The sequence below is a fragment of the Marinobacter sp. tcs-11 genome, assembly GCF_002049515.1.
Lineage (GTDB): Bacteria > Pseudomonadota > Gammaproteobacteria > Pseudomonadales > Oleiphilaceae > Marinobacter > Marinobacter nauticus.
In genome coordinates this window covers 65,915-84,041 of sequence record NZ_LLYU01000010.1, presented here as the reverse complement: position 1 = coordinate 84,041, position 18,127 = coordinate 65,915, and the positions used below count along the sequence as shown (strand labels likewise).

General features: G+C 56.8%; 19 protein-coding genes. 9 read left to right on the top strand and 10 right to left on the bottom strand.

Annotation, left to right across the window (positions count from 1 at the left end; genetic code table 11):
• Nucleotides 1–40: 40 nt before the first annotated feature.
• From htpG to ARC85_RS12580, 5 genes are all read left to right on the top strand, one after another.
• Entirely contained in the window at nt 41–1,933 is a 1,893-nt protein-coding gene (gene htpG / locus ARC85_RS12600; RefSeq protein ID WP_286714953.1) for a molecular chaperone HtpG, read from the top strand.
• A 13-nt stretch (nt 1,934–1,946) separates the two neighbouring features.
• Nucleotides 1,947–2,165: a DUF2835 domain-containing protein gene (locus ARC85_RS12595; RefSeq protein ID WP_011784565.1), complete on the top strand. Its 219-nt coding sequence runs from the start codon at nt 1,947–1,949 to the stop codon at nt 2,163–2,165.
• A gap of 350 nt (nt 2,166–2,515) precedes the next feature.
• Nucleotides 2,516–4,687: a catalase/peroxidase HPI gene (gene katG / locus ARC85_RS12590; RefSeq protein WP_273031551.1), complete on the top strand. Its 2,172-nt coding sequence runs from the start codon at nt 2,516–2,518 to the stop codon at nt 4,685–4,687.
• A gap of 150 nt (nt 4,688–4,837) precedes the next feature.
• Nucleotides 4,838–5,815 carry a tRNA dihydrouridine synthase gene (locus ARC85_RS12585; protein ID WP_273031549.1) on the top strand — a complete coding sequence of 326 codons (978 nt, stop codon included), beginning with the start codon at nt 4,838–4,840 and terminating at the stop codon, nt 5,813–5,815.
• A 93-nt stretch (nt 5,816–5,908) separates the two neighbouring features.
• Entirely contained in the window at nt 5,909–6,898 is a 990-nt protein-coding gene (locus tag ARC85_RS12580) for an MBL fold metallo-hydrolase (protein WP_431607188.1), read from the top strand.
• Nucleotides 6,899–6,905: 7 nt separating this feature from the next.
• Here the strand turns inward: ARC85_RS12580 and ARC85_RS12575 are convergent, their stop codons facing one another.
• A complete protein-coding gene (locus tag ARC85_RS12575; RefSeq protein ID WP_286714952.1) occupies nt 6,906–7,925 on the bottom strand; it encodes a class I fructose-bisphosphate aldolase in 1,020 nt (339 codons plus the stop codon).
• A gap of 150 nt (nt 7,926–8,075) precedes the next feature.
• On the opposite strand from ARC85_RS12575, the gene ARC85_RS12570 reads away from it, so the two are divergent.
• Complete coding sequence (locus ARC85_RS12570; RefSeq protein ID WP_286714950.1) at nt 8,076–10,130, top strand: DUF8754 domain-containing protein; 2,055 nt, start codon at nt 8,076–8,078, stop codon at nt 10,128–10,130.
• Nucleotides 10,131–10,137: 7 nt separating this feature from the next.
• On the opposite strand, the gene ARC85_RS12565 is transcribed toward ARC85_RS12570, so the two are convergent.
• The 3 genes from ARC85_RS12565 to ARC85_RS12555 all read right to left on the bottom strand — a co-directional run bounded on the left by ARC85_RS12565 (nt 10,138) and on the right by ARC85_RS12555 (nt 11,719).
• Entirely contained in the window at nt 10,138–10,623 is a 486-nt protein-coding gene (locus ARC85_RS12565) for a GNAT family N-acetyltransferase (RefSeq protein WP_014421789.1), read from the bottom strand.
• A gap of 6 nt (nt 10,624–10,629) precedes the next feature.
• Complete coding sequence (locus tag ARC85_RS12560; RefSeq protein WP_113879638.1) at nt 10,630–10,962, bottom strand: SMR family transporter; 333 nt, start codon at nt 10,960–10,962, stop codon at nt 10,630–10,632.
• A gap of 67 nt (nt 10,963–11,029) precedes the next feature.
• A complete protein-coding gene (locus ARC85_RS12555) occupies nt 11,030–11,719 on the bottom strand; it encodes an aspartate/glutamate racemase family protein (protein WP_286714949.1) in 690 nt (229 codons plus the stop codon).
• A gap of 251 nt (nt 11,720–11,970) precedes the next feature.
• On the opposite strand from ARC85_RS12555, the gene ARC85_RS12550 reads away from it, so the two are divergent.
• Nucleotides 11,971–12,132, top strand: coding sequence for a CCGSCS motif protein (locus ARC85_RS12550; RefSeq protein ID WP_222533636.1), 162 nt, complete (start codon nt 11,971–11,973; stop codon nt 12,130–12,132).
• Between the two features lie 38 nt (nt 12,133–12,170).
• Here the strand turns inward: ARC85_RS12550 and ARC85_RS12545 are convergent, their stop codons facing one another.
• The 3 genes from ARC85_RS12545 to ARC85_RS12535 all read right to left on the bottom strand — a co-directional run bounded on the left by ARC85_RS12545 (nt 12,171) and on the right by ARC85_RS12535 (nt 14,161).
• On the bottom strand, nt 12,171–12,578 hold the full coding sequence (locus tag ARC85_RS12545) for a hypothetical protein (RefSeq protein WP_273031538.1): 408 nt from the start codon (nt 12,576–12,578) through the stop codon (nt 12,171–12,173).
• Between the two features lie 60 nt (nt 12,579–12,638).
• Nucleotides 12,639–13,133 carry a hypothetical protein gene (locus ARC85_RS12540; RefSeq protein ID WP_273031536.1) on the bottom strand — a complete coding sequence of 165 codons (495 nt, stop codon included), beginning with the start codon at nt 13,131–13,133 and terminating at the stop codon, nt 12,639–12,641.
• A gap of 113 nt (nt 13,134–13,246) precedes the next feature.
• A complete protein-coding gene (locus ARC85_RS12535; RefSeq protein WP_011784575.1) occupies nt 13,247–14,161 on the bottom strand; it encodes an EamA family transporter in 915 nt (304 codons plus the stop codon).
• A 122-nt stretch (nt 14,162–14,283) separates the two neighbouring features.
• Here ARC85_RS12535 and ARC85_RS12530 point away from each other — a divergent pair, with 122 nt between their 5' ends.
• Nucleotides 14,284–15,180 (top strand): LysR family transcriptional regulator, encoded by an 897-nt coding sequence (locus ARC85_RS12530; protein ID WP_011784576.1) that lies wholly within the window; start codon nt 14,284–14,286, stop codon nt 15,178–15,180.
• Between the two features lie 140 nt (nt 15,181–15,320).
• The gene (locus ARC85_RS12525) at nt 15,321–15,947 is read left to right on the top strand and encodes an NAD(P)H-dependent oxidoreductase (RefSeq protein ID WP_011784577.1); all 627 of its coding nucleotides are present in this window, start codon (nt 15,321–15,323) and stop codon (nt 15,945–15,947) included.
• A gap of 6 nt (nt 15,948–15,953) precedes the next feature.
• On the opposite strand, the gene ARC85_RS12520 is transcribed toward ARC85_RS12525, so the two are convergent.
• From ARC85_RS12520 to ARC85_RS12510, 3 genes are all read right to left on the bottom strand, one after another.
• Nucleotides 15,954–16,760 carry a tetratricopeptide repeat protein gene (locus ARC85_RS12520; RefSeq protein WP_153741083.1) on the bottom strand — a complete coding sequence of 269 codons (807 nt, stop codon included), beginning with the start codon at nt 16,758–16,760 and terminating at the stop codon, nt 15,954–15,956.
• 116 nt (nt 16,761–16,876) lie between these two features.
• A complete protein-coding gene (locus tag ARC85_RS12515) occupies nt 16,877–17,437 on the bottom strand; it encodes a helix-turn-helix domain-containing protein (RefSeq protein ID WP_273031578.1) in 561 nt (186 codons plus the stop codon).
• Between the two features lie 202 nt (nt 17,438–17,639).
• Nucleotides 17,640–18,101 carry a carboxymuconolactone decarboxylase family protein gene (locus ARC85_RS12510; protein ID WP_011784580.1) on the bottom strand — a complete coding sequence of 154 codons (462 nt, stop codon included), beginning with the start codon at nt 18,099–18,101 and terminating at the stop codon, nt 17,640–17,642.
• Nucleotides 18,102–18,127: the final 26 nt, after the last annotated feature.

Below are 18,127 nucleotides of genomic sequence, written 5' to 3'. Positions count from 1 at the left end.
TGTTTCTTTATTTGTGACACAGCAGGAGACCAAACCAGCCATGACGGTAGAAGCCAACAAAGAGACCCTGGGATTCCAGACTGAAGTGAAGCAACTGCTTCACCTGATGATCCACTCTCTGTACTCGAACAAAGAGATCTTCCTTCGTGAGCTTATCTCTAACGCCTCGGACGCCGAAGACAAACTGCGCTTCGCTGCCCTGAAAGACGACAAGCTGTTTGAAGGCGATTCGGATCTCAAGATTCGCCTGGATTACGATAAAGATGCCGGCACCATCACCATCGCCGACAACGGCATCGGTATGACCCGTGACGATGTGATCGCCAACCTGGGCACCATCGCCAAGTCCGGCACCGCCGAGTTCCTCAAGCAACTGTCTGGCGACGAGAAAAAAGACAGCAAGCTGATCGGTCAGTTCGGTGTTGGTTTCTACTCCGCGTTCATCGTGGCGGACAAAGTGGAAGTATTCACCCGCAAGGCGGGCGAGCCTGCCGACAACGGCGTGCACTGGGAATCCAAGGGTGATGGCGAGTTCACCATCGAGCCGGCGACACGTGAGCAGCGTGGTACCGAAATCGTGCTGCATCTGAAAGCCGAGGATAAAGAGTTTGCCGATGGCTGGAAACTGCGCAGCCTGGTGAAAAAGTATTCTGATCACATTTCGTTCCCGGTGGTGATGAAGTCCGAATCCGAGGAAGAGGACAAAAAGGGCGAAGAAGAGACGGTGAACGATGCCACCGCCCTGTGGACGCTGCCTCGTACCGAGATCAAAGACGAAGAGTACAAGGAATTCTACAAACACATCGCCCACGATTTTGAAGACCCGCTGACCTGGTCTCACAACAAGGTCGAAGGCAAGCTGGACTACACCAGCCTGCTGTACATCCCCAAGCGCGCGCCGTTCGACCTGTACAACCGGGAAGCGCCCCGTGGCTTGAAACTGTACGTGCAGCGCGTGTTCATCATGGACGACGCAGAACAGTTCCTGCCGCTGTACCTGCGGTTCGCCAAGGGCGTGATCGATTCCAACGATCTGTCCCTGAACGTTTCGCGGGAAATCCTGCAGAACGACAGCACGGTGGAGAGCATCCGCACCGCTATGACCAAGCGGGTGCTGGACATGCTGTCCAAGCTGGCCAAGAAGGATGGCGAAGAATATCAGGGCTTCTGGGATGAGTTCGGCACTGTGCTGAAAGAAGGCCCGGCAGAAGACTTCAGTAACCGTGAAAAAATTGCCGGCCTGCTGCGTTTTGCCACGACTCATACCGGTGAAGCCACCCAGAACGTGGCTCTGGATGATTACATCAGCCGGATGAAGGAAGGCCAGAACAAGATCTACTACATCACCGGTGACAACTTTGCCGCCGCCAAGAGTAGCCCGCACCTGGAAGTATTCCGCAAGAAGGGGATCGAGGTACTCATCCTCTCTGACCGCATCGACGAGTGGATGATGGGCTATCTGAACGAATACGATGGCAAGCAGTTCCAGGACGTGGCCCGTGGAGATCTGGATCTCGGTGAAGTGGAAACCGAGGAAGACAAGAAGCACCAGGAAGAAGCCGCCAAGGAACACAAGGATCTCGTGGAGCGCATCAAGACCGCTCTGGAGGATCAGGTGCAGGAAGTACGGGTAACCAATCGCCTGACCGATTCACCGGCATGCCTGGTGGTGGGCCAGTTCGATATGGGAGCCCAGATGAAGAAGATCATGGAAGCCGCCGGCCAGAAAGTGCCGGAGAGCAAGCCGATCTTTGAAATCAACGTGGATCATCCGCTGGTGCAGCGACTGGAAACAGAGCAGGGCGAAGAGCGCTTCAAGGAGCTGTCTGCGGTTCTGTTCGACCAGGCCACCCTGGCCAGTGGTGAACAGCTGAAAGACCCTGGCACCTATGTAAGCCGCCTGAACCGACTGTTGCTTGAACTGGCCAACTGAGAAAGACGCGCCAATGCAGCAGATCATTGTGGACATCAGTATCAGCCCTGATGAGTGGATCAAGCTCTATCAGGGCGTGGCCACCGATGTTCACACCACGGCCCGGGACGGACGTTCTGTCCGCTTCCCGGCCCGTATCCTCTCCCGTTTTTTCCTCAACGACGGCGTACGTGGCAGCTTCCGCATCCTGTTTGACGATGCCGGAAAGTTCACCTCTATCGAGCGCCTTTAGTCGATAAATAAAAACTCTCGTAAATTTATTTTTAATTAATTGTTCCTCTTGATGGCGTCGACGGTAAGGTAACGGTGTTCTCGTTAACACAGGAGTTGCCCTATGTCAGCGTTGTCCTATCTCACATCGGTAGCATGGAGTGACTCTCTGGGAATTCTGGCGGATTACTGCGGGAATTATGCGATTGCCCAGTGAGTTACAGATTCGCCAGTGAAGCGGGAGAGTCGATAGTCCTTCACTATTCTGGCGGTAGGAAACATTCAAGCAGCCAACTGTGAATGATCTATATTGATAGTTGCTCTTGAATAATAAACGCCTTTTTGCCAATGACGCAGAAGCAGGAGAGTACGATGAGTGAGACGAATTCTGGTGGTAAGTGCCCGGTTATGCACGGTGCTAATTCAACTGAAAATCGCGATGTCATGAACTGGTGGCCGGAGGCGCTGAACCTCGACATCCTGCACCAGCACGATCGCAAGACCAATCCCCTGGGCGAAGACTTTGACTATCGCGAAGAAGTCAAAAAGCTCGACTTCGAAGCCGTCAAAAAAGACCTGCACGCCCTGATGACAGACAGCCAGGACTGGTGGCCGGCAGACTGGGGCCACTACGGCGGCTTGATGATCCGTATGTCCTGGCACGCAGCGGGCACCTACCGTATCCAGGATGGCCGTGGCGGCGGTGGCACCGGTAACCAGCGCTTTGCGCCGCTGAACTCCTGGCCCGATAACGTCAGCCTTGATAAGGCCCGCCGCCTGCTGTGGCCGATCAAGAAAAAGTACGGCAACAAGCTGAGCTGGGCCGACCTGATCATCCTGGCCGGTACCGTGGCCTATGAGTCCATGGGACTGCCGTCATACGGTTTCTCCTTTGGCCGCGAGGACATCTGGCACCCGGAAAAAGATATTTACTGGGGTAACGAGAAAGAGTGGCTGGCTCCCTCTGACGAGCGCTACGGCGACGTAGAAAAGCCTGACACCATGGAAAATCCGCTGGCAGCGGTTCAGATGGGCCTGATCTATGTGAACCCGGAAGGCGTGAACGGCCAGCCGGACCCGATCAAGACCGGTGAGCAGGTGCGCGTCACCTTCGCCCGTATGGCGATGGATGATGAAGAAACCGCAGCCCTGACGGCTGGTGGCCACACTGTTGGTAAGTGTCACGGTAACGGTGACGCAGGTGCCCTCGGGCCCGAGCCGGAAGCGGCTGATGTGGAAGAGCAGGGCTTTGGCTGGAGTAACCCGAACATGAAGGGTAAAGCTGCCAATGCCGTGACTTCTGGTATTGAGGGGGCCTGGACGACTCATCCGACCAAGTTTGATATGGGATACTTTGACCTTCTGTTCGGCTACGAGTGGGAGCTCAAGAAGAGCCCGGCCGGTGCCTGGCAATGGGAACCCATCAACATGAAGGAAGAGGACAAGCCGCTGGATGCCAGCGATCCGTCCAAGCGCCACAACCCGATCATGACTGATGCCGACATGGCCATGAAGATGGATCCGAAGTACCGTGCAATCTGTGAGAAGTTCATGGCAGATCCGGAATACTTCAAGGACTGCTTCGCCCGTGCCTGGTTCAAGCTGACTCACCGGGATCTCGGCCCCAAGGCCCGTTACATTGGCCCGGAAGCCCCGGCAGAAGACCTGATCTGGCAGGATCCGGTACCGGCTGGCAGCACCGACTACTGCGAAGAAGTGGTCAAAGAGAAGATTGCGGACAGTGGCCTGAGCATCAGTGAGATGGTCAGCACCGCCTGGGACAGCGCCCGTACCTTCCGCGGCTCTGATATGCGTGGTGGCGCCAACGGTGCGCGGATCCGCCTGGCACCTCAGAAAGACTGGGAAGGCAACGAGCCTGCTCGTCTGAGCAAAGTGCTGAAGGTTTACGAGCAGATCTCTGCTGAAACCGGTGCCAGCGTGGCCGATGTGATCGTCCTGGCCGGTAGCGTGGGTATCGAGAAAGCAGCGAAATCGGCCGGTTACGAGGTTCGCGTGCCCTTCCTGAAGGGGCGTGGCGATGCAACCGATGAGATGACCGATGCCCCGTCTTTCGAGTACCTGGAGCCGGTAGCCGATGGCTTCCGGAACTGGCAGAAGAAAGACTACATCGTGAAGCCGGAAGAGCTGCTGCTCGACCGCGCCCAGCTGATGGGTCTGACTGCACCGGAAATGACGGTACTGATCGGCGGTATGCGGGTGCTGGGCACCAACCATGGCGGTACCAAGCATGGTGTGTTCACAGACCGCGAAGGCCAGCTTACGAACGACTTCTTCGTGAACCTGACCGACATGGCTTACAGCTGGAAGCCAGTGGGTAACGGTACGTACGAGATCCGCGATCGCAAGACTGACCAGACCAAGTGGACCGCTAGCCGGGTAGACCTGGTGTTCGGCTCCAACTCCATCCTGCGTTCCTACGCAGAGGTGTACGCCCAGGACGACAACGGCGAGAAGTTCGTGAAGGACTTTATCGCTGCCTGGACCAAGGTCATGAACAACGACCGTTTTGACGTACAGGCATAATCTGCCGGTAACGTTGTGAGAAGCCCCCAGCCGGGCATCCTGTTTCGGGATGCCCGGCTACCTATTTTCTCCCGAATTCCTTACAATCGGCTCCGCCTGATTTTTGATCAGCCGCACTCTGATTCACTCCTCTCAGTTTCTGGAGCCTTCATGCGAATCATCCTTGCCCCGATGGAAGGGCTGGTCGACGCACCTATCCGTGAAACCTTGACCAAGGTCGGCGGGATTGACCGGTGCGTGACGGAATTTATTCGCGTGACCCACGGCATGTTGCCGCCCCGGATTTTCTACAAGTACGCTCCGGAGCTTTACAACGGTGCGCTCACAGAAGTAGGTACACCCGTAGCCGTTCAACTGCTGGGTTCCAATGCCGACATGATGGGCCGCCATGGTGCCAAGGCTGCCGAACTGGGCGCAGGGCAGGTGGACATCAACTTTGGCTGCCCGGCCAAGACCGTCAACAAGCACAAAGGCGGTTGTGTGCTGATGCGCGAGCCCGAGCTGATGTATGAAATTACCGCGGCGGTGCGTAAAGCGGTGCCTGCCCACATTCCGGTGACCGCCAAGATGCGCCTGGGCTATGACGACCGCTCCATGGGCGTGGCCTGTGGCCAGGCTCTGGATGCGGCCGGTGCTTCTGAGATTGTCATTCACGCCCGCAGCAAGGTAGATGGCTACAAGCCGCCCGCTTACTGGGAAGAAATCGCCAAGGTACGCGAAGCGGTCAAAAGCCACGTAATCGCCAACGGCGAAATCTGGACCGTGGAAGACTACTGGCGCTGCCGGAAGGTCTCTGGCTGCGACGATGTGATGATCGGTCGGGGCCTGATTGCCCGGCCGGACCTGGCGGCGCAGATTAAAGCCTCCCAGAACGGCGAGGTGCTGGAACCCATGAGCTGGGCAGAGGCCGTGGTTCTGGTGCGGGAATACGCTGCCGCCCTGCAAACCCGCCTGGAAGACAAATATGTGACCGGCCGCATCAAGCAATGGCTCAACTACCTGCGCCAGGGTTTCGCTGAAGCCGAGGCGCTTTGGCCTCAGGCCCGAAAAATCCGTGAGGTTGCGCCCATGCTCGCCTGCCTGGATCAACCAGTCGACCTGCCGCAACGCAGCACCAACGCCGCCTGACTCCTCACTTTTCGTTCCTCTGGGCTAGACTGGTACAAACCGGGACTGTTGTCGTAAATCCTTCCGGTTCATGTAAACGAGAGGGACAACACCATGAGAACAAGAATAGTGGGCATGGCGGCCCACATGTTTTTCGGCGCCGCCCTGGCGGTGACGGCGGTTACCGCCGCGCAGGCAGACGATCACGCGGTCAAAGTCACGCCATTGGGCAGTCACGACGGCGAGTTCTGTAGTCGTGACCGTGCCCTGATCTTTGAAGACCCCAACGGCACCCGCATTCTCTACGATGCCGGCCGAACCGTGGCCGGCTCCGATGACCCACGGCTTGGCAACATTGATGTCGTTCTGGTTTCGCACATGCATGGTGACCACGTGGGAGACCAGCGCATCGCCAAAACCAACCAGGGCAGTTGCGCCAGCCCGGATACCTCCGTTTCCAGCCTGCCTCAGTCCAACACCGTGGACATTGCCCTGAAGAAAAACGCCACCATCGTGACCGGCAGCGAAATGCCCGCGTTCTTTGCGGCGAAACTGAAAGAAGGTAGCGGTGATCCATCGAAATCCGTACTGGTGCGCTTTGGCGGAAGCAGGGACATCGGTGGTGTATCCATCACCACCGTGCCGGCTGTGCACAGTAACGGGGTGTCACCGTCGTTTCTTTCCGGGCCGCTGGCGGACTATCTGGCGGCAGCCGGCGTGGGGGCCAGTGTGGGACCGCCTACCGGTTACGTGTTGACCTTCAGCAATGGCCTGGTGGTGTATCTGTCCGGGGATACCGGGATTACTGCCGAGCAGAAGCTGGTGGTTAATGACCACTACGAGGCCCAACTAGTGGTGATGAATATCGGCGATACCTTTACCACCGGCCCGAAAGAAGCAGCCTACGTGGTGAATGATCTGATTGAACCGGCTGCGGTGATCGCGTCGCACGCCAACGAGCCGGCCACTGAGGGTGGAAAGGTGAAAGAGGGCACCCGCACGGCGCAGTTCCAGGCTCTGGCGTCCATGCCAGTTCATGTGCCGCTGAGCGGCCAGACCATGGCCTTCAACGGTTCCGCCGGGTGCGTGAGCGGTTGTAACTGAGGGCCGGTCAGCCCTCGTTCTCCATTGCTGGGGTATAGTCACCGGAACGGGCCAGGCCATTGAGTCTGGCCCGTTTTTTCATGGCCGCCTGCGCTGCATCGGCGTTTTCAAGTTTGCCTACCCAGGCTTTCTGGGCAGGTTCCTGCAGGGCCCGGCCGTAGGAGAAACTCAGCTCCCAGGGATGGTAGCCCATGCTGTTCAGAGCATTGAGGTTCTCGGTGGATTCTTCAGGTGTCTGGCCTCCGGAGAGAAAAAATATCCCGGGGACGGCCGCTGGCACCACTCGCCGGAAGACGCTCAGTGTCGCTTCGGCAACCTGTTCAGGCGTGGCTTTGCCGGATTCCTTGCCCGGTGTCACCATGCTGGGCTTCAGCACCATGCATTCCAGGTTCACCCGGTGCCGATGCAGGGCCTTGAAGACTTCCAGCAATACGTCTTCGCTCACCTCTGCAGCCCGCTCGATGGTGTGATTTCCGTCAATCAGTACCTCCGGCTCCACGATCGGCACAATACCCATCGACTGGCACACGGCGGCATAGCGGGCCAGCACCTCGGCATTGGATTTGGTGGCCTGGAACGAGGGCAGGGTATCCGAGATATGGAACACATCTCGCCACTTGGCGAAGCGGGCACCCATGGCTTTGTAGTGCTCAAGCCGGGCTGCCAGGCCATCCAGCCCGTAGGTAATCTCGTCCCCCGGGGCATTCACCAGCGGGCCTTTGCCCTGATCGACCTTGATGCCCGGCACCATGCCCTGGCTGGTAAGGAGCTTGGGAATAGCAACGTCGTCCAGACTCAGTTGCTCCAGGGTCTCTTCGTAAAGAATCACGCCACTGATGTGGTCGCCAAGACCGGGCGTGGAGAAAATAATGCTTCGGTATTCGCGCCGCGTGGCTTCCGTGGATTCAACGCCTACGGCTTTGAAGCGTTTTGCAATGGTCGGGGAGCTTTCGTCTGCGGCCAGAATGCCTTTGCCCGGTTGGACCAGATCGGCAATGGTGGCGTTAAGTTCTTCCTGAATGGTCATGGAGCCTCCCTGAATCGGACTGGGGTTTGAGGGTTAGATACAGCATGAGTTTAGCCGGTTATTTTGTGCCTGCTATTTGATCTGAGCTAAAGCGGCGGAGCGTTCCATCTTCTAAACTGATTGCAGAACAAAACAACAAGGATGCCCGCCATGAAAACGGTCGTTAGTGTCAGCCAGGGATCTTCGGAATACGATTACGAACTGGAAACCACGTTTCTGGAACAGCCATTCCGGATTATTCGGGTGGGCACGGATGGCAACCTGGAACGTGCCGAAGCCGTGCTGGATTCGGTTCGCGGGGAGGCTGATGCCATTGGCCTGAGCATGATTCACGATCACTACCAGGTGGGCCGTGAACAGCTGGAACATCCGGACACTGCCCGGCTGGAAGCCTGCGTTCCCGACAAGCCGGTGACGACCGGTGCCGGCCTCCGAGGTATCTTGCAGGAGTGGGCGGTGCGCCATACCCAAACAGAGCTGGGGCACTTTTTTGACAACGCCCGGGTGCTGTTTCTGAATGGCCAGGCCGGTTACCGAATTGCCAAGGCGTTGTCTGAACACACCGATAACCTGTTTTTTGCCGATCCCTATCTGGATTTCGGCGTACCGAGATTGCTTACCTCCCTTCGCCAACTGGAAACCTATACCTCGCTGACGGCTCCGGTGACCTTCCGCCCCGCGGCAGTCAAGCTTATTGAAGCACTGCACAAAACACCGATTTACCGCATGGGCGAGAAGCTCATTCGTGGCTCGTTGCATGAGTCGGTAAAGGACTCCCATGTGATTGTGGGAGCCATGGGCGATCTGGAGGCCTTCTCGGAGAAAGAGCTGGACGGTAAAACCGTGATCACCTCCCGGGTCACCGAATCCGCCCTGGACTGGTTTCGCTCCCGCAAGGTGGCCATGGTGGTGGACTACAGCCCCTGGTTGGAAGGTCGACCCGTGGGCGTGAATGTGATGGAGGCGATGATCAGCGCGGCGATGTCCCGCACGCCGGAGCAGCTGGGCGCAGACGACTTCCTGGATGTTATTCAGACCCTGGGAATTGAGCCGCGGATTCTTTACCCCAACGGTTATCGGCGGGTAAACCGCTTCGCCTTCGTGATTCATCCGTTGTCTCAGCAGTACCTGACCAAAACCCCACCACTGGACTGGATTGCCAATGTCTCTCCACCCACCGTGATGAACCTGGTGGAGAAGGCTGTGGCTTACACACCGCCTTTCATTTATTCCAAGGTGAGCGGCATCAAATCCCCCACCGGAGATGAAGCCGAGGGATGGCTCATCACCGTAGGCGGCACACCCAAGGAAATCATGGCCCACGGCCCGGAGTTTACCTACAGCCGGTTGTTGGCGGCGGCAAAACTGGCCAAGAAACTTGGGGCCCAGATTATGGGGCTGGGTGCCTTCACCAAAGTGGTGGGGGACGCCGGCATTACTGTGGCCAAACGCGCACCTTTACCGATCACCACGGGTAACAGCTACAGTGCCTCCGGCGCGCTCTGGGCCGCCCACGATGCCGCCAAAAAAGTCGGCCGCGTGAGTATTGGTAAGAGCGGCAAAATGGCGGGTAAGGCGATGGTAGTCGGGGCCACAGGCGCCATCGGTTCCGTGTGCGCGCGCCTGCTGGCCAAAGCCGTGGATGAAATCCACATGGTGGCCCCAGAGGCAGCCAAGTTGCTGGCGCTGAAGGAAAGTATCGAACTGGAAACTCCTGGGGCCATCGTTCACGTCTCTGCCACCACGGACCGCGATCTTTCCGAAATGGACATGGTGGTTACCGCTACGTCCGGGGCCGGTAAACGCATCCTGGACATCATGCAGGTGAAACCAGGCTGTGTGATTACCGACGTGGCCCGGCCGCTGGATATCCCGGCGGAGGATGTGGCCAAGCGGCCGGATGTGCTGGTGATCGAATCCGGGGAAATCCAGCTACCGGGAGACGTGCGCATGAAGGACATTGGCTTGCCCCGGGGCATCGCCTACGCCTGTCTGGCGGAGACGATTGTGCTGGCACTGGAGGCCCGGTTCGAGAATTTCACGCTCGGCCGTAACATTGAATGGGAGAAGGTGCGGGAGATCTACAAGCTCGGGCTCAAGCACGGCATGGAGCTGGCCGCCATATCCGGGGTGAATGGTGTGTTTACTGAGGAAGACTTTGAGCGGGTGCGGACTCTGGCCGAAGAGGCCGAAGAGCCCGCTTGAGTCCAGGTCAGGCGTCGAGCTTCTTGCGCATCAGATAACGCAGGAACTGGGCGCCACGCACCGTGACTCGCTGCTCATCCACCACCTCAAAACCGTGGCGCTCGAAGAAGGGCCGGGCGACCACGCTGGCCTCGGTCTTGAGTTCTGTTACGCCCAGCTCTTTGAGCTGCTGTTCTGCCTCGTGATAAAGGGCAGAAGCAATGCCGCGACGGGCGTAGTTGGGAGCGGTGAATACCAGATCGATATGGCCATCTTTTTCATAGGAAATGAAACCGGCGAGATCTGAGCCTTCTTCTGCCACCAGGGTCTCCAGAGACTCCAGGCGCTCGCGCCAGGTATCCAGATGGGGTGTGCGTGAAGCCCATGCATAGCGCTGGGTTTCGTCGTAGGCGCCTGCCGTGAGCTCGTGCACGGAATCGGTGAACAGGCGAACCACCGGGCTCAGATCCTGAATCCGGTATTTACGAATGGTGATCGAAGTTACGGTACTCATGTCGGTTCAGTGTGCACCTGTGTTGGAAAGCAGGTTGATAACCAATACGCCAGCTACAATCAGCAGCATACCGACAACCGCAGGAAAATCCAGCTTTTGACCGAGCAGTAACCAACCAATGAGCGAAATTAATACAATGCCCAGCCCGGCCCAGACGGCATAGGCAATCCCCACTGGAATCACCTTGATGGCCAGCGCCAGAAAATAGAAGGCCACACTGTACCCGATCACCACCACAACACTTGGCAGCAGGCGGGTGAATCCGTCACTGGATTTCAGTGCCGAGGTCGCAATCACTTCAGCCACAATGGCCAGGCCGAGAAGTAGCCAGCTTTTCATAGAACGTGTTAATACCATCACCAAGTGAATGAGGAGCTAAACTGTGGCGGCTGAAACGGCTCGCTGGTCACGCTAAAGCGTGCGCCACGGCTTGTTCAGCGTGGATGCGGGTGGTGTCGTAAAGCGGAATGGCAGTATCAGCCTGCTGCACCAACAAGCCGATTTCGGTACAACCCAGTATTACGCCTTGCGCTCCCCGTGCGGCCAGTGAGTCCAGCACCTTCAGATAGCCCTGTTTCGAAGGCCTGCGGATAATACCACGGCAAAGCTCGTCATAAATGACCGTATGCACCAATGCCCTCTGGGCATCATCCGGCACCAGTACGCGAATGCCCCGGTTCTCCAGACGCTCCTTGTAGAACGCCTGTTCCATGGTGAATTTTGTGCCGAGAAGGCCGACACAATCGATCCCGTCGCGATGAAGCGCATCAGCTGTCGCATCGGCAATGTGAAGCATGGTCAGGCCAGAAGCCTTCTCAATACTATCTGCCACTTTGTGCATGGTGTTCGTGCATAACACAATGAAATCCGCACCTGCCGCGGCCAACGCCTTGCCGGCCGCACCAAGAATTTCTCCGGTCGCCGCCCAGTCCCCCTGATGTTGCAGGGCTTCGATCTCGGCAAAATCCAAACTGTAGAGAACCAGTCGCGCTGAGTGCAGCCCGCCCAGCTCGTCCCGGACTTTCTGGTTGATCAACTGATAGTAGGTTTGGGTGGACTCCCAGCTCATTCCACCGATGAGGCCTATGGTTTTCATAGTAGCGGCTTCGTCCTTTGAACAAATTGAACCAGGTAAGACTGCCTGGAATCCGCGCGGCTTCCGTCGAGTTCCCTGAGCTTTGGGGAAACCCTGATGGTATTGTCTTCAGCATGACTCTGTATAGAGGCTCCGGCACGGGAATCAAATTTGAGGTTACCTGAGGTGTAAATTGCTTGACCGAACGGATGTCTCCCAATAACATTCATAAAAAATGAATGTTAAATCCAGTAGTAAACCGAGGAGTCCAAATGGCCCTGTCATTCGTGAATATTTTCAAGAAAGAAGACGCAGAAACTGAAAGCAATGGCGTTGAACACGTCGAGGCAAGTGGTACTGCGGAGACGCAGAACGACGAGCCAAAAAAGGGTGGGCACGGTGAGGGCGGTACCTGCTGCGGCTCTTGCTCGTAAGCCTGAGCTTTAAGTTAACCCCGGGCTAGAGCCCGGGGTTAGTTTCGACCCTTTAACACTGAATAAATCTGATACGCCGCGTGTTCTGAATCTTCAGAAGGCGCCTTTCGGTTTTTTTCCCAAGACGTCAGCAAATTCAGAACCCGTTTTTCGTCATTACTGCGGAACCCTGGCCAGTACACATAGGGCACCAGGTTCGGGCGGCTGATGAAAAACAGCGCGGTTTCCTCCGGTTTGTCTTCAATATCGCCCCGCAGCCCCAGGGTGAAACGTTGTCCATCGCTTCCGGTGAGCGACACCAGCAAGGAGTTGTTGTCATCGACGCGCCGGGCATCACTCACGGTGATGGGTGGCTCAAGGCTGGGCACAGAGGTTATGGCGTACTGAAAAACAATCAGAGCCAGAAGCAGGACAAGAAGCACCGCCAAAGCGATCGATTTAACCATGAGCGTCTCGTGGAACCAGTTCAAAGTGGGCTTTAATGGCGGGCTGCAAGTGTATCACTACTACCTGGCTTGCAAGTCTCCGGAAATAAGTCTTACCGCAACATCGCCGTATTGCGTGCTGTTTTCTCTTACATGCTCGGAGCCGAACAGATTCAGCCACTGATCGTCCTTTAGCAATACCTCTCCGGTGCTGGTGCTATTTTGCTGGCCGGCCACATAATTGCCGGCAAAGCTAAGCATGAAATCCCCGGGGGATTCCGGCAGGGCTCTTAGTTCAAAGTCCAGTGTCATTTCAGGTGACGACACAAAGCCCTTGCCGTCAGGGTCTACGTCAACTTCCAGTAGACGCGATTGTTCCAGAAACGCCGGGCGTAATTCGGTGGGAGCCTGGCCTGGCTCTGTGGCCTGGCATTCGCAATAGCGAATCTCCAATACCATCGGGCTGTTTTTGAGGTAGTGTTCGGGAGACGGGCCACCGGCCTGGGTAATGCCGGGAAGCAGGCACAGCGTTGAAAGGCCGAGCAAACCAAATTTGGGTGATGCGATCCTTTGCATGATTGAGCTCCGTTCAAGGTTTAACCAGAAGTGTTCAAGCTATTCTGTTTTAAGTTCCGCCGCAAGTTACGCCAGCCGATCGAGTAACCCTGAATGCCTGAAAAATGCTCCGTTCAGGATGGAGCAGGTGCCGCCGCACGGTTGCTGATTCGTAAGCCGAGAATCACCAGAAATACCCCAAGCCAGATGGCCGCAGAATACTGCTCCCTGAACCAGACGACGCCGATCAACAGCCCGAACACGGCGGCGACAGCGCCTAACTGACTGTAAAATACCGGGCCTGCGCGCCGTTGCAGTTCAAAGGCGACCAGATAGGTAAGGGCCGTGAGTAGCCCCTGCAGCATCAGAATGCCAATCAACTGAGGCGATGTGCCTGATGGAAGCAGTTCGGTGTTTGTCATAGCGGCGAACAGAGCCAGCGCCAGGGCAGACGCCAGCAGGGTACCGGCCGCAAGAATCATCGGTTTGGCTTTTGCTGGCCAGGCCACAGAGCGATATACGTTCCCCACAGACAACATCACAGGGATGGCCAGCCCAAGAACAAACAAGAGTGGACTGGCGTTGCTCATTTCAGCATGGCGTTGAACCACAATCCAGCCGCAGGCCATCACCGCGATGGACAACCCGGCGAGCTTGAGCCAGTTGCGGTTTTCCAGCCCCAGGCCCCACGCTAACAGGAAGGTAAAGATAGGCGGAAGGGCATACATAATTCCCGTGTAGCCGGCCCCCAGCTTTGTCACCAGAAAGAAACCGATGGCGTTGGGCACGGCAATGCCGGTCAGGCCGCTGACCAGAAAATAGCGGGCGAATCTTGCTTGATGAATCGCCCGGCGCTCCCCCGTGCATAACAGCAGCACGACGCCCGCAATGAGTGTTTGCCAGAAGGCGTAGGCAACGGCCGGCAGGCCGAGAGACGTTGCGGCCTTGGCCAGCGCCAGCATTAGTGCAATCAGAAAGCCATTGATTAGCAGTAAACCCCAGAGTACGGCCTGGAGGGGAAGGCTGAATCTTGATGTGGTGGCAAGCATGGCTGGCACTCCGATGTGTGAAAAATGTCTGGTGACCACCAGTGTGCGCTTTCGGATTGATTTGATAATCAGTCTAATTCGAATAATACTCCTTCCAAATTGGAAATAATGAGGGGCGAGCCATGGCTACGGACAAACTGGTCGCAATGAACATCTTCAGGCGCGTGGCAGAACTGGGCAGTTTCACCCGGGCCGCCGACGACCTGGATATCACCGCAGCCACCGTTAGCAAACACATCGCGTTTCTGGAGAGAGATCTTGATACTCGCCTGATCAACCGTACCACCCGCCGCATGAGCCTGACGGATGCTGGTCTGGCTTTTCTGAAGCGTACCCAGGCATTGCTGGATGAACTTGAAGATGCCGAGCTGGAGGCTCGCGGATTTCAGGCGGAACCCCGTGGCCTTATCCGCCTGAACGTTCCCATGTCTTTTGGGCTTACCCACATTACCGGGGCCATCGACAGCTTTCTGGCCCGGTATCCGGAGATCGAGATCGATCTTCAGCTCAGTGACCGCATGGTGGACCTGGTGGAGCAGGGTGTGGACATGGCCATTCGCATTCGCAGCACTCTGGCAGATTCAAGCCTGCTGGCCAAACCGCTAAGACAGTCCCGGAATATTGTCTGTGCTGCGCCGGGCTATCTGGAGCATTCGCCCGCCATTCACACACCCGCCGACCTGGCCGCACAGAATTGCCTGATGTTCAATCTTCATGACCGGCCCCGGGTATGGGCATTGGGCGATAAAGAAGTCGTCGTGAGCGGCAATTACCGTACCGACAGCAGTCTGGCCATTCGGCAGAGCTTGCTCAACGGTGCAGGGGTGGGCTTGGTGCCGCGCTTCCTGGTACAACAGGACCTGGCCAATGGGGCGCTGGTGGCCTTACTTTCGGAATACCCACCCCAGACCTATACCGTGTTCGCGTTGTTTCCCCCGGGGCGAAAACAGCCCACCAAAGTGCGGTTGTTGCTGGAGCACATTGACCAACACCTCGGTGACAAGCCGTATTGGGAATGAGCGGTAACGATTACCCGATGACTGTGTTGGTACAACTATTTCTATATTGGAAAAAGTATTCTTCAGGATTCTCTGTTTTTTGATAGATAACCGCGCCCTAGAGTGGTCAGCAACACGTCACTGCTAAGGGAGTCATCACCATGAATATCCACCAAGCCCTGGACTGGCGCTACGCCGTTCGCGAATTTTCACCGGAAAAGCTTGATACCCGTACTGTCGAAACTCTATTGGATGCGGCACGGAAAAGCGCCTCGTCATACGGTCTGCAGCCGTACAAGCTCCTAGTAGTGGAGAGCAGGCGGGTGAGGCAGGCATTGCTGGCGCACTCATTCGGCCAGCAAAAGGTGCTGGAGTGCTCCCACCTGATCGTTTTCGCGGCCCAGACAGAGATTGGCGACCACACCGTTGATCGCTACGTAGACCAGTTCGTGAAGACCCGCGGTGTCCCGGCCAGCGACATTGCCGGATATGTGGAACATATGAAACAGGCGCTTTCGGGCAAAACAGCGGCCGAGAAACAAGCCTGGGCTCATCAGCAAGCCTACATTGCCCTGGGCACCCTTCTGACCGCCGCCGCCACCATGCAGATCGACAGCTGCCCCATGACCGGCTTCGATCATAAAGCCTACGACGAAGTGCTGGGACTGCCGGAACTTGGCCTGGAGAGCACCGCCATCGTGGCGCTGGGGTACCGCAGTGTCTGGGACACCACGGCGCAGTTACCGAAGGTACGGTTTGATTATGAGGATATTGTTTTGAGTGTTTGAAGCGAATCAAAACGCCTGATTCAGCTTCCTGCGTGCCTCCGCTAACTGGCTCACCGCGAGCCCGTAGGGTTTCAACTCTACGGCTCGCTCCAGGTTATGCACGGCTTCCCGGTAACGTTTCTGGCCAAGTAAAAATGAACCGTAATTGCCCCAGGCGTAGGCATAGTCAGGGTCCAGCTCGATCATTTTGCGATGCAGCCGATCCCGCTCCTCGAGGTTCTTAGTGGCCTTGGCCAACCGCATGCGCTCATGAAGCAACAGGCGTTTCTGATACTTCTGGGATGCTCTGCTCTCGATTTCTTTGAAACCCTCTGCGGCGAATTTTTCGTCTTTGTGGTGTATCGCGATAACCGTCCGCAGGTACCAGGGGTAGAAGCTCTGTTCATCCAGTGAGTCTGCGGTATTCAAATGATCCCAGGCCGTACGCAGTTCGCCTTGAATAATGAGCACCATGGCCAACTGAACGTGTGCCATGGCCAGGTTCGGCCCATTACGAACTGCGCGTTCTGCCTGTTGCCTTGCGGTGCTGACGGCGCTTTCTTCGTAGGCCCGGCGATCGTGTCGTTGCCCAACCTTGTAGCCGCTCACCAGAGTCAGGCGGGATTGGGCAACCGCCACCCATGGCTCGTCGCCGTCCAACACATTGGCGCGCTGAATCAGGTAACTGGCTTCATCTCGTTGATCGAGATCGAGAGGGTCGCGCTCGATCAGGAAATACGCTTGCCTGGCCATTTCGACGGCGGTGGCGGCTTGAGTCAGTGCCGAGAGACACGTGAGGATAATAAGCGCGCAGGCGCTTCTGATTCCCTTCATGAGATACAACTCCTGATTTGCTGATCTGACCTGGTCGGGAGGCTGCCAATGAACCTGATAACAGGCTACGAAAAATAAGCGGGGAGATTCCAGTCCTCATGCCTCATTTTCAGTGATTACACCTGGCCCGGCGTGATGCGCGCAATCGTACGAAACTCCCGGGTCATATGGGCCTGGTCACTGAAGCCGAACTGGTGAGCGACTTCGGCCAGGTTAACCTGGCCATGCTCACGAATGTAATTGATGGCCCGTTTCACCCGAAGAATGCGCTGGTACTGTTTGGGCGTCATTTCCATCCAGTGTTTGAAAAGGCGTTCCACATGGCGCTGACTGATTTCCAGGTGTTGCGTGAGCGAGCCCGGTTCCGCATCGTCTCTTATACAGTCCAGAGCCTGCTGCAGAGCGCCGGGAATGAGCCGGGTTAGCCGGAAGTTGTTCTCAGCCCAGCTCTGCATCGTGCTCACGCGGCTTACGTTGTTGCAACAGGTTTTAAGGCGGGAAAAGAGCGGAATGAGACCGGGCAATTGCCTCGGGTCACGGTTCAGTACCGTGGGCCGGCCAAAGTGCTGGCAGATCAGGCCATAGCCGATGGCAGGCTGAAAGCGAATCCCCGCGAGCTCTGATCCCGGCGCCAGTGATACCTGGGCGGCCACCTTCTCTACCGGCAAAACAACCACCCCTTCAGGAATTGCTATATCCCCGATTCGTACGTCCCCCGCAAGACTGAACCAGATGCTGCTGCACGCCTCAGAATGCAACAGCTTTACCACAGGTTCCGCTACCGATTCTGAGACAGCCGCAGACCAAAGCCCCTGAACAAAGGCCGAAAGCGGGCCCGATGGACAGGACAACTGAAAGTCGAATGCAGGTTTGCGAAGGCTACTGGGGTTTATAGCTGCCTACCTCTGGCTTGAAGGCTTTGACGATCCGGTTCCAGCTGTTGATCGCGTTCACCGCGATGGTTACATCAACCAGCCCTTTTTCGCCAAGGGCCGTTGCCAGTTTGTCATAGTAGTGGTCGTCCACCGGCTTGCTTTGGGTAAGATGCTCCGCCCACTCAAGAGCCGCGCGCTCTGTGGCTGAGTACATCGGCATATCCCGCCAAGCGCTCAAGCCAATCAAACGCTCCACTGTCTCGCCCTGGGCCAGGGCATCTTTACTGTGCATGTCCACGCAAAAGGCGCACTGGTTAATCTGTGAAACCCGTAGCTTCAGCAGCTCCCACAACGCCGTGCTCAGGATGCTGGAGTCGCTGAACTGCTCTTTCAGATAGGCTTCCTGATTCAATAGGATCTGCATGGCTTTGGGTGCCAGGCCGATATAGTTCGCGCGTGCAGTCATCGTTCATGTTCTCCAATAGTGTTGGA

What these genes read in the sequence shown, in the direction of transcription:
- htpG (WP_286714953.1), top strand. Translation starts at nt 41, where the DNA reads ATGACGGTAGAAGCCAACAAAGAGACCCTGGGATTCCAGACTGAAGTG.
- ARC85_RS12595 (WP_011784565.1), top strand. Translation starts at nt 1,947, where the DNA reads ATGCAGCAGATCATTGTGGACATCAGTATCAGCCCTGATGAGTGGATC.
- katG (WP_273031551.1), top strand. Translation starts at nt 2,516, where the DNA reads ATGAGTGAGACGAATTCTGGTGGTAAGTGCCCGGTTATGCACGGTGCT.
- ARC85_RS12585 (WP_273031549.1), top strand. Translation starts at nt 4,838, where the DNA reads ATGCGAATCATCCTTGCCCCGATGGAAGGGCTGGTCGACGCACCTATC.
- ARC85_RS12580 (WP_431607188.1), top strand. Translation starts at nt 5,909, where the DNA reads ATGAGAACAAGAATAGTGGGCATGGCGGCCCACATGTTTTTCGGCGCC.
- ARC85_RS12575 (WP_286714952.1), bottom strand. Translation starts at nt 7,925, where the DNA reads ATGACCATTCAGGAAGAACTTAACGCCACCATTGCCGATCTGGTCCAA.
- ARC85_RS12570 (WP_286714950.1), top strand. Translation starts at nt 8,076, where the DNA reads ATGAAAACGGTCGTTAGTGTCAGCCAGGGATCTTCGGAATACGATTAC.
- ARC85_RS12565 (WP_014421789.1), bottom strand. Translation starts at nt 10,623, where the DNA reads ATGAGTACCGTAACTTCGATCACCATTCGTAAATACCGGATTCAGGAT.
- ARC85_RS12560 (WP_113879638.1), bottom strand. Translation starts at nt 10,962, where the DNA reads ATGAAAAGCTGGCTACTTCTCGGCCTGGCCATTGTGGCTGAAGTGATT.
- ARC85_RS12555 (WP_286714949.1), bottom strand. Translation starts at nt 11,719, where the DNA reads ATGAAAACCATAGGCCTCATCGGTGGAATGAGCTGGGAGTCCACCCAA.
- ARC85_RS12550 (WP_222533636.1), top strand. Translation starts at nt 11,971, where the DNA reads ATGGCCCTGTCATTCGTGAATATTTTCAAGAAAGAAGACGCAGAAACT.
- ARC85_RS12545 (WP_273031538.1), bottom strand. Translation starts at nt 12,578, where the DNA reads ATGGTTAAATCGATCGCTTTGGCGGTGCTTCTTGTCCTGCTTCTGGCT.
- ARC85_RS12540 (WP_273031536.1), bottom strand. Translation starts at nt 13,133, where the DNA reads ATGCAAAGGATCGCATCACCCAAATTTGGTTTGCTCGGCCTTTCAACG.
- ARC85_RS12535 (WP_011784575.1), bottom strand. Translation starts at nt 14,161, where the DNA reads ATGCTTGCCACCACATCAAGATTCAGCCTTCCCCTCCAGGCCGTACTC.
- ARC85_RS12530 (WP_011784576.1), top strand. Translation starts at nt 14,284, where the DNA reads ATGGCTACGGACAAACTGGTCGCAATGAACATCTTCAGGCGCGTGGCA.
- ARC85_RS12525 (WP_011784577.1), top strand. Translation starts at nt 15,321, where the DNA reads ATGAATATCCACCAAGCCCTGGACTGGCGCTACGCCGTTCGCGAATTT.
- ARC85_RS12520 (WP_153741083.1), bottom strand. Translation starts at nt 16,760, where the DNA reads ATGAAGGGAATCAGAAGCGCCTGCGCGCTTATTATCCTCACGTGTCTC.
- ARC85_RS12510 (WP_011784580.1), bottom strand. Translation starts at nt 18,101, where the DNA reads ATGACTGCACGCGCGAACTATATCGGCCTGGCACCCAAAGCCATGCAG.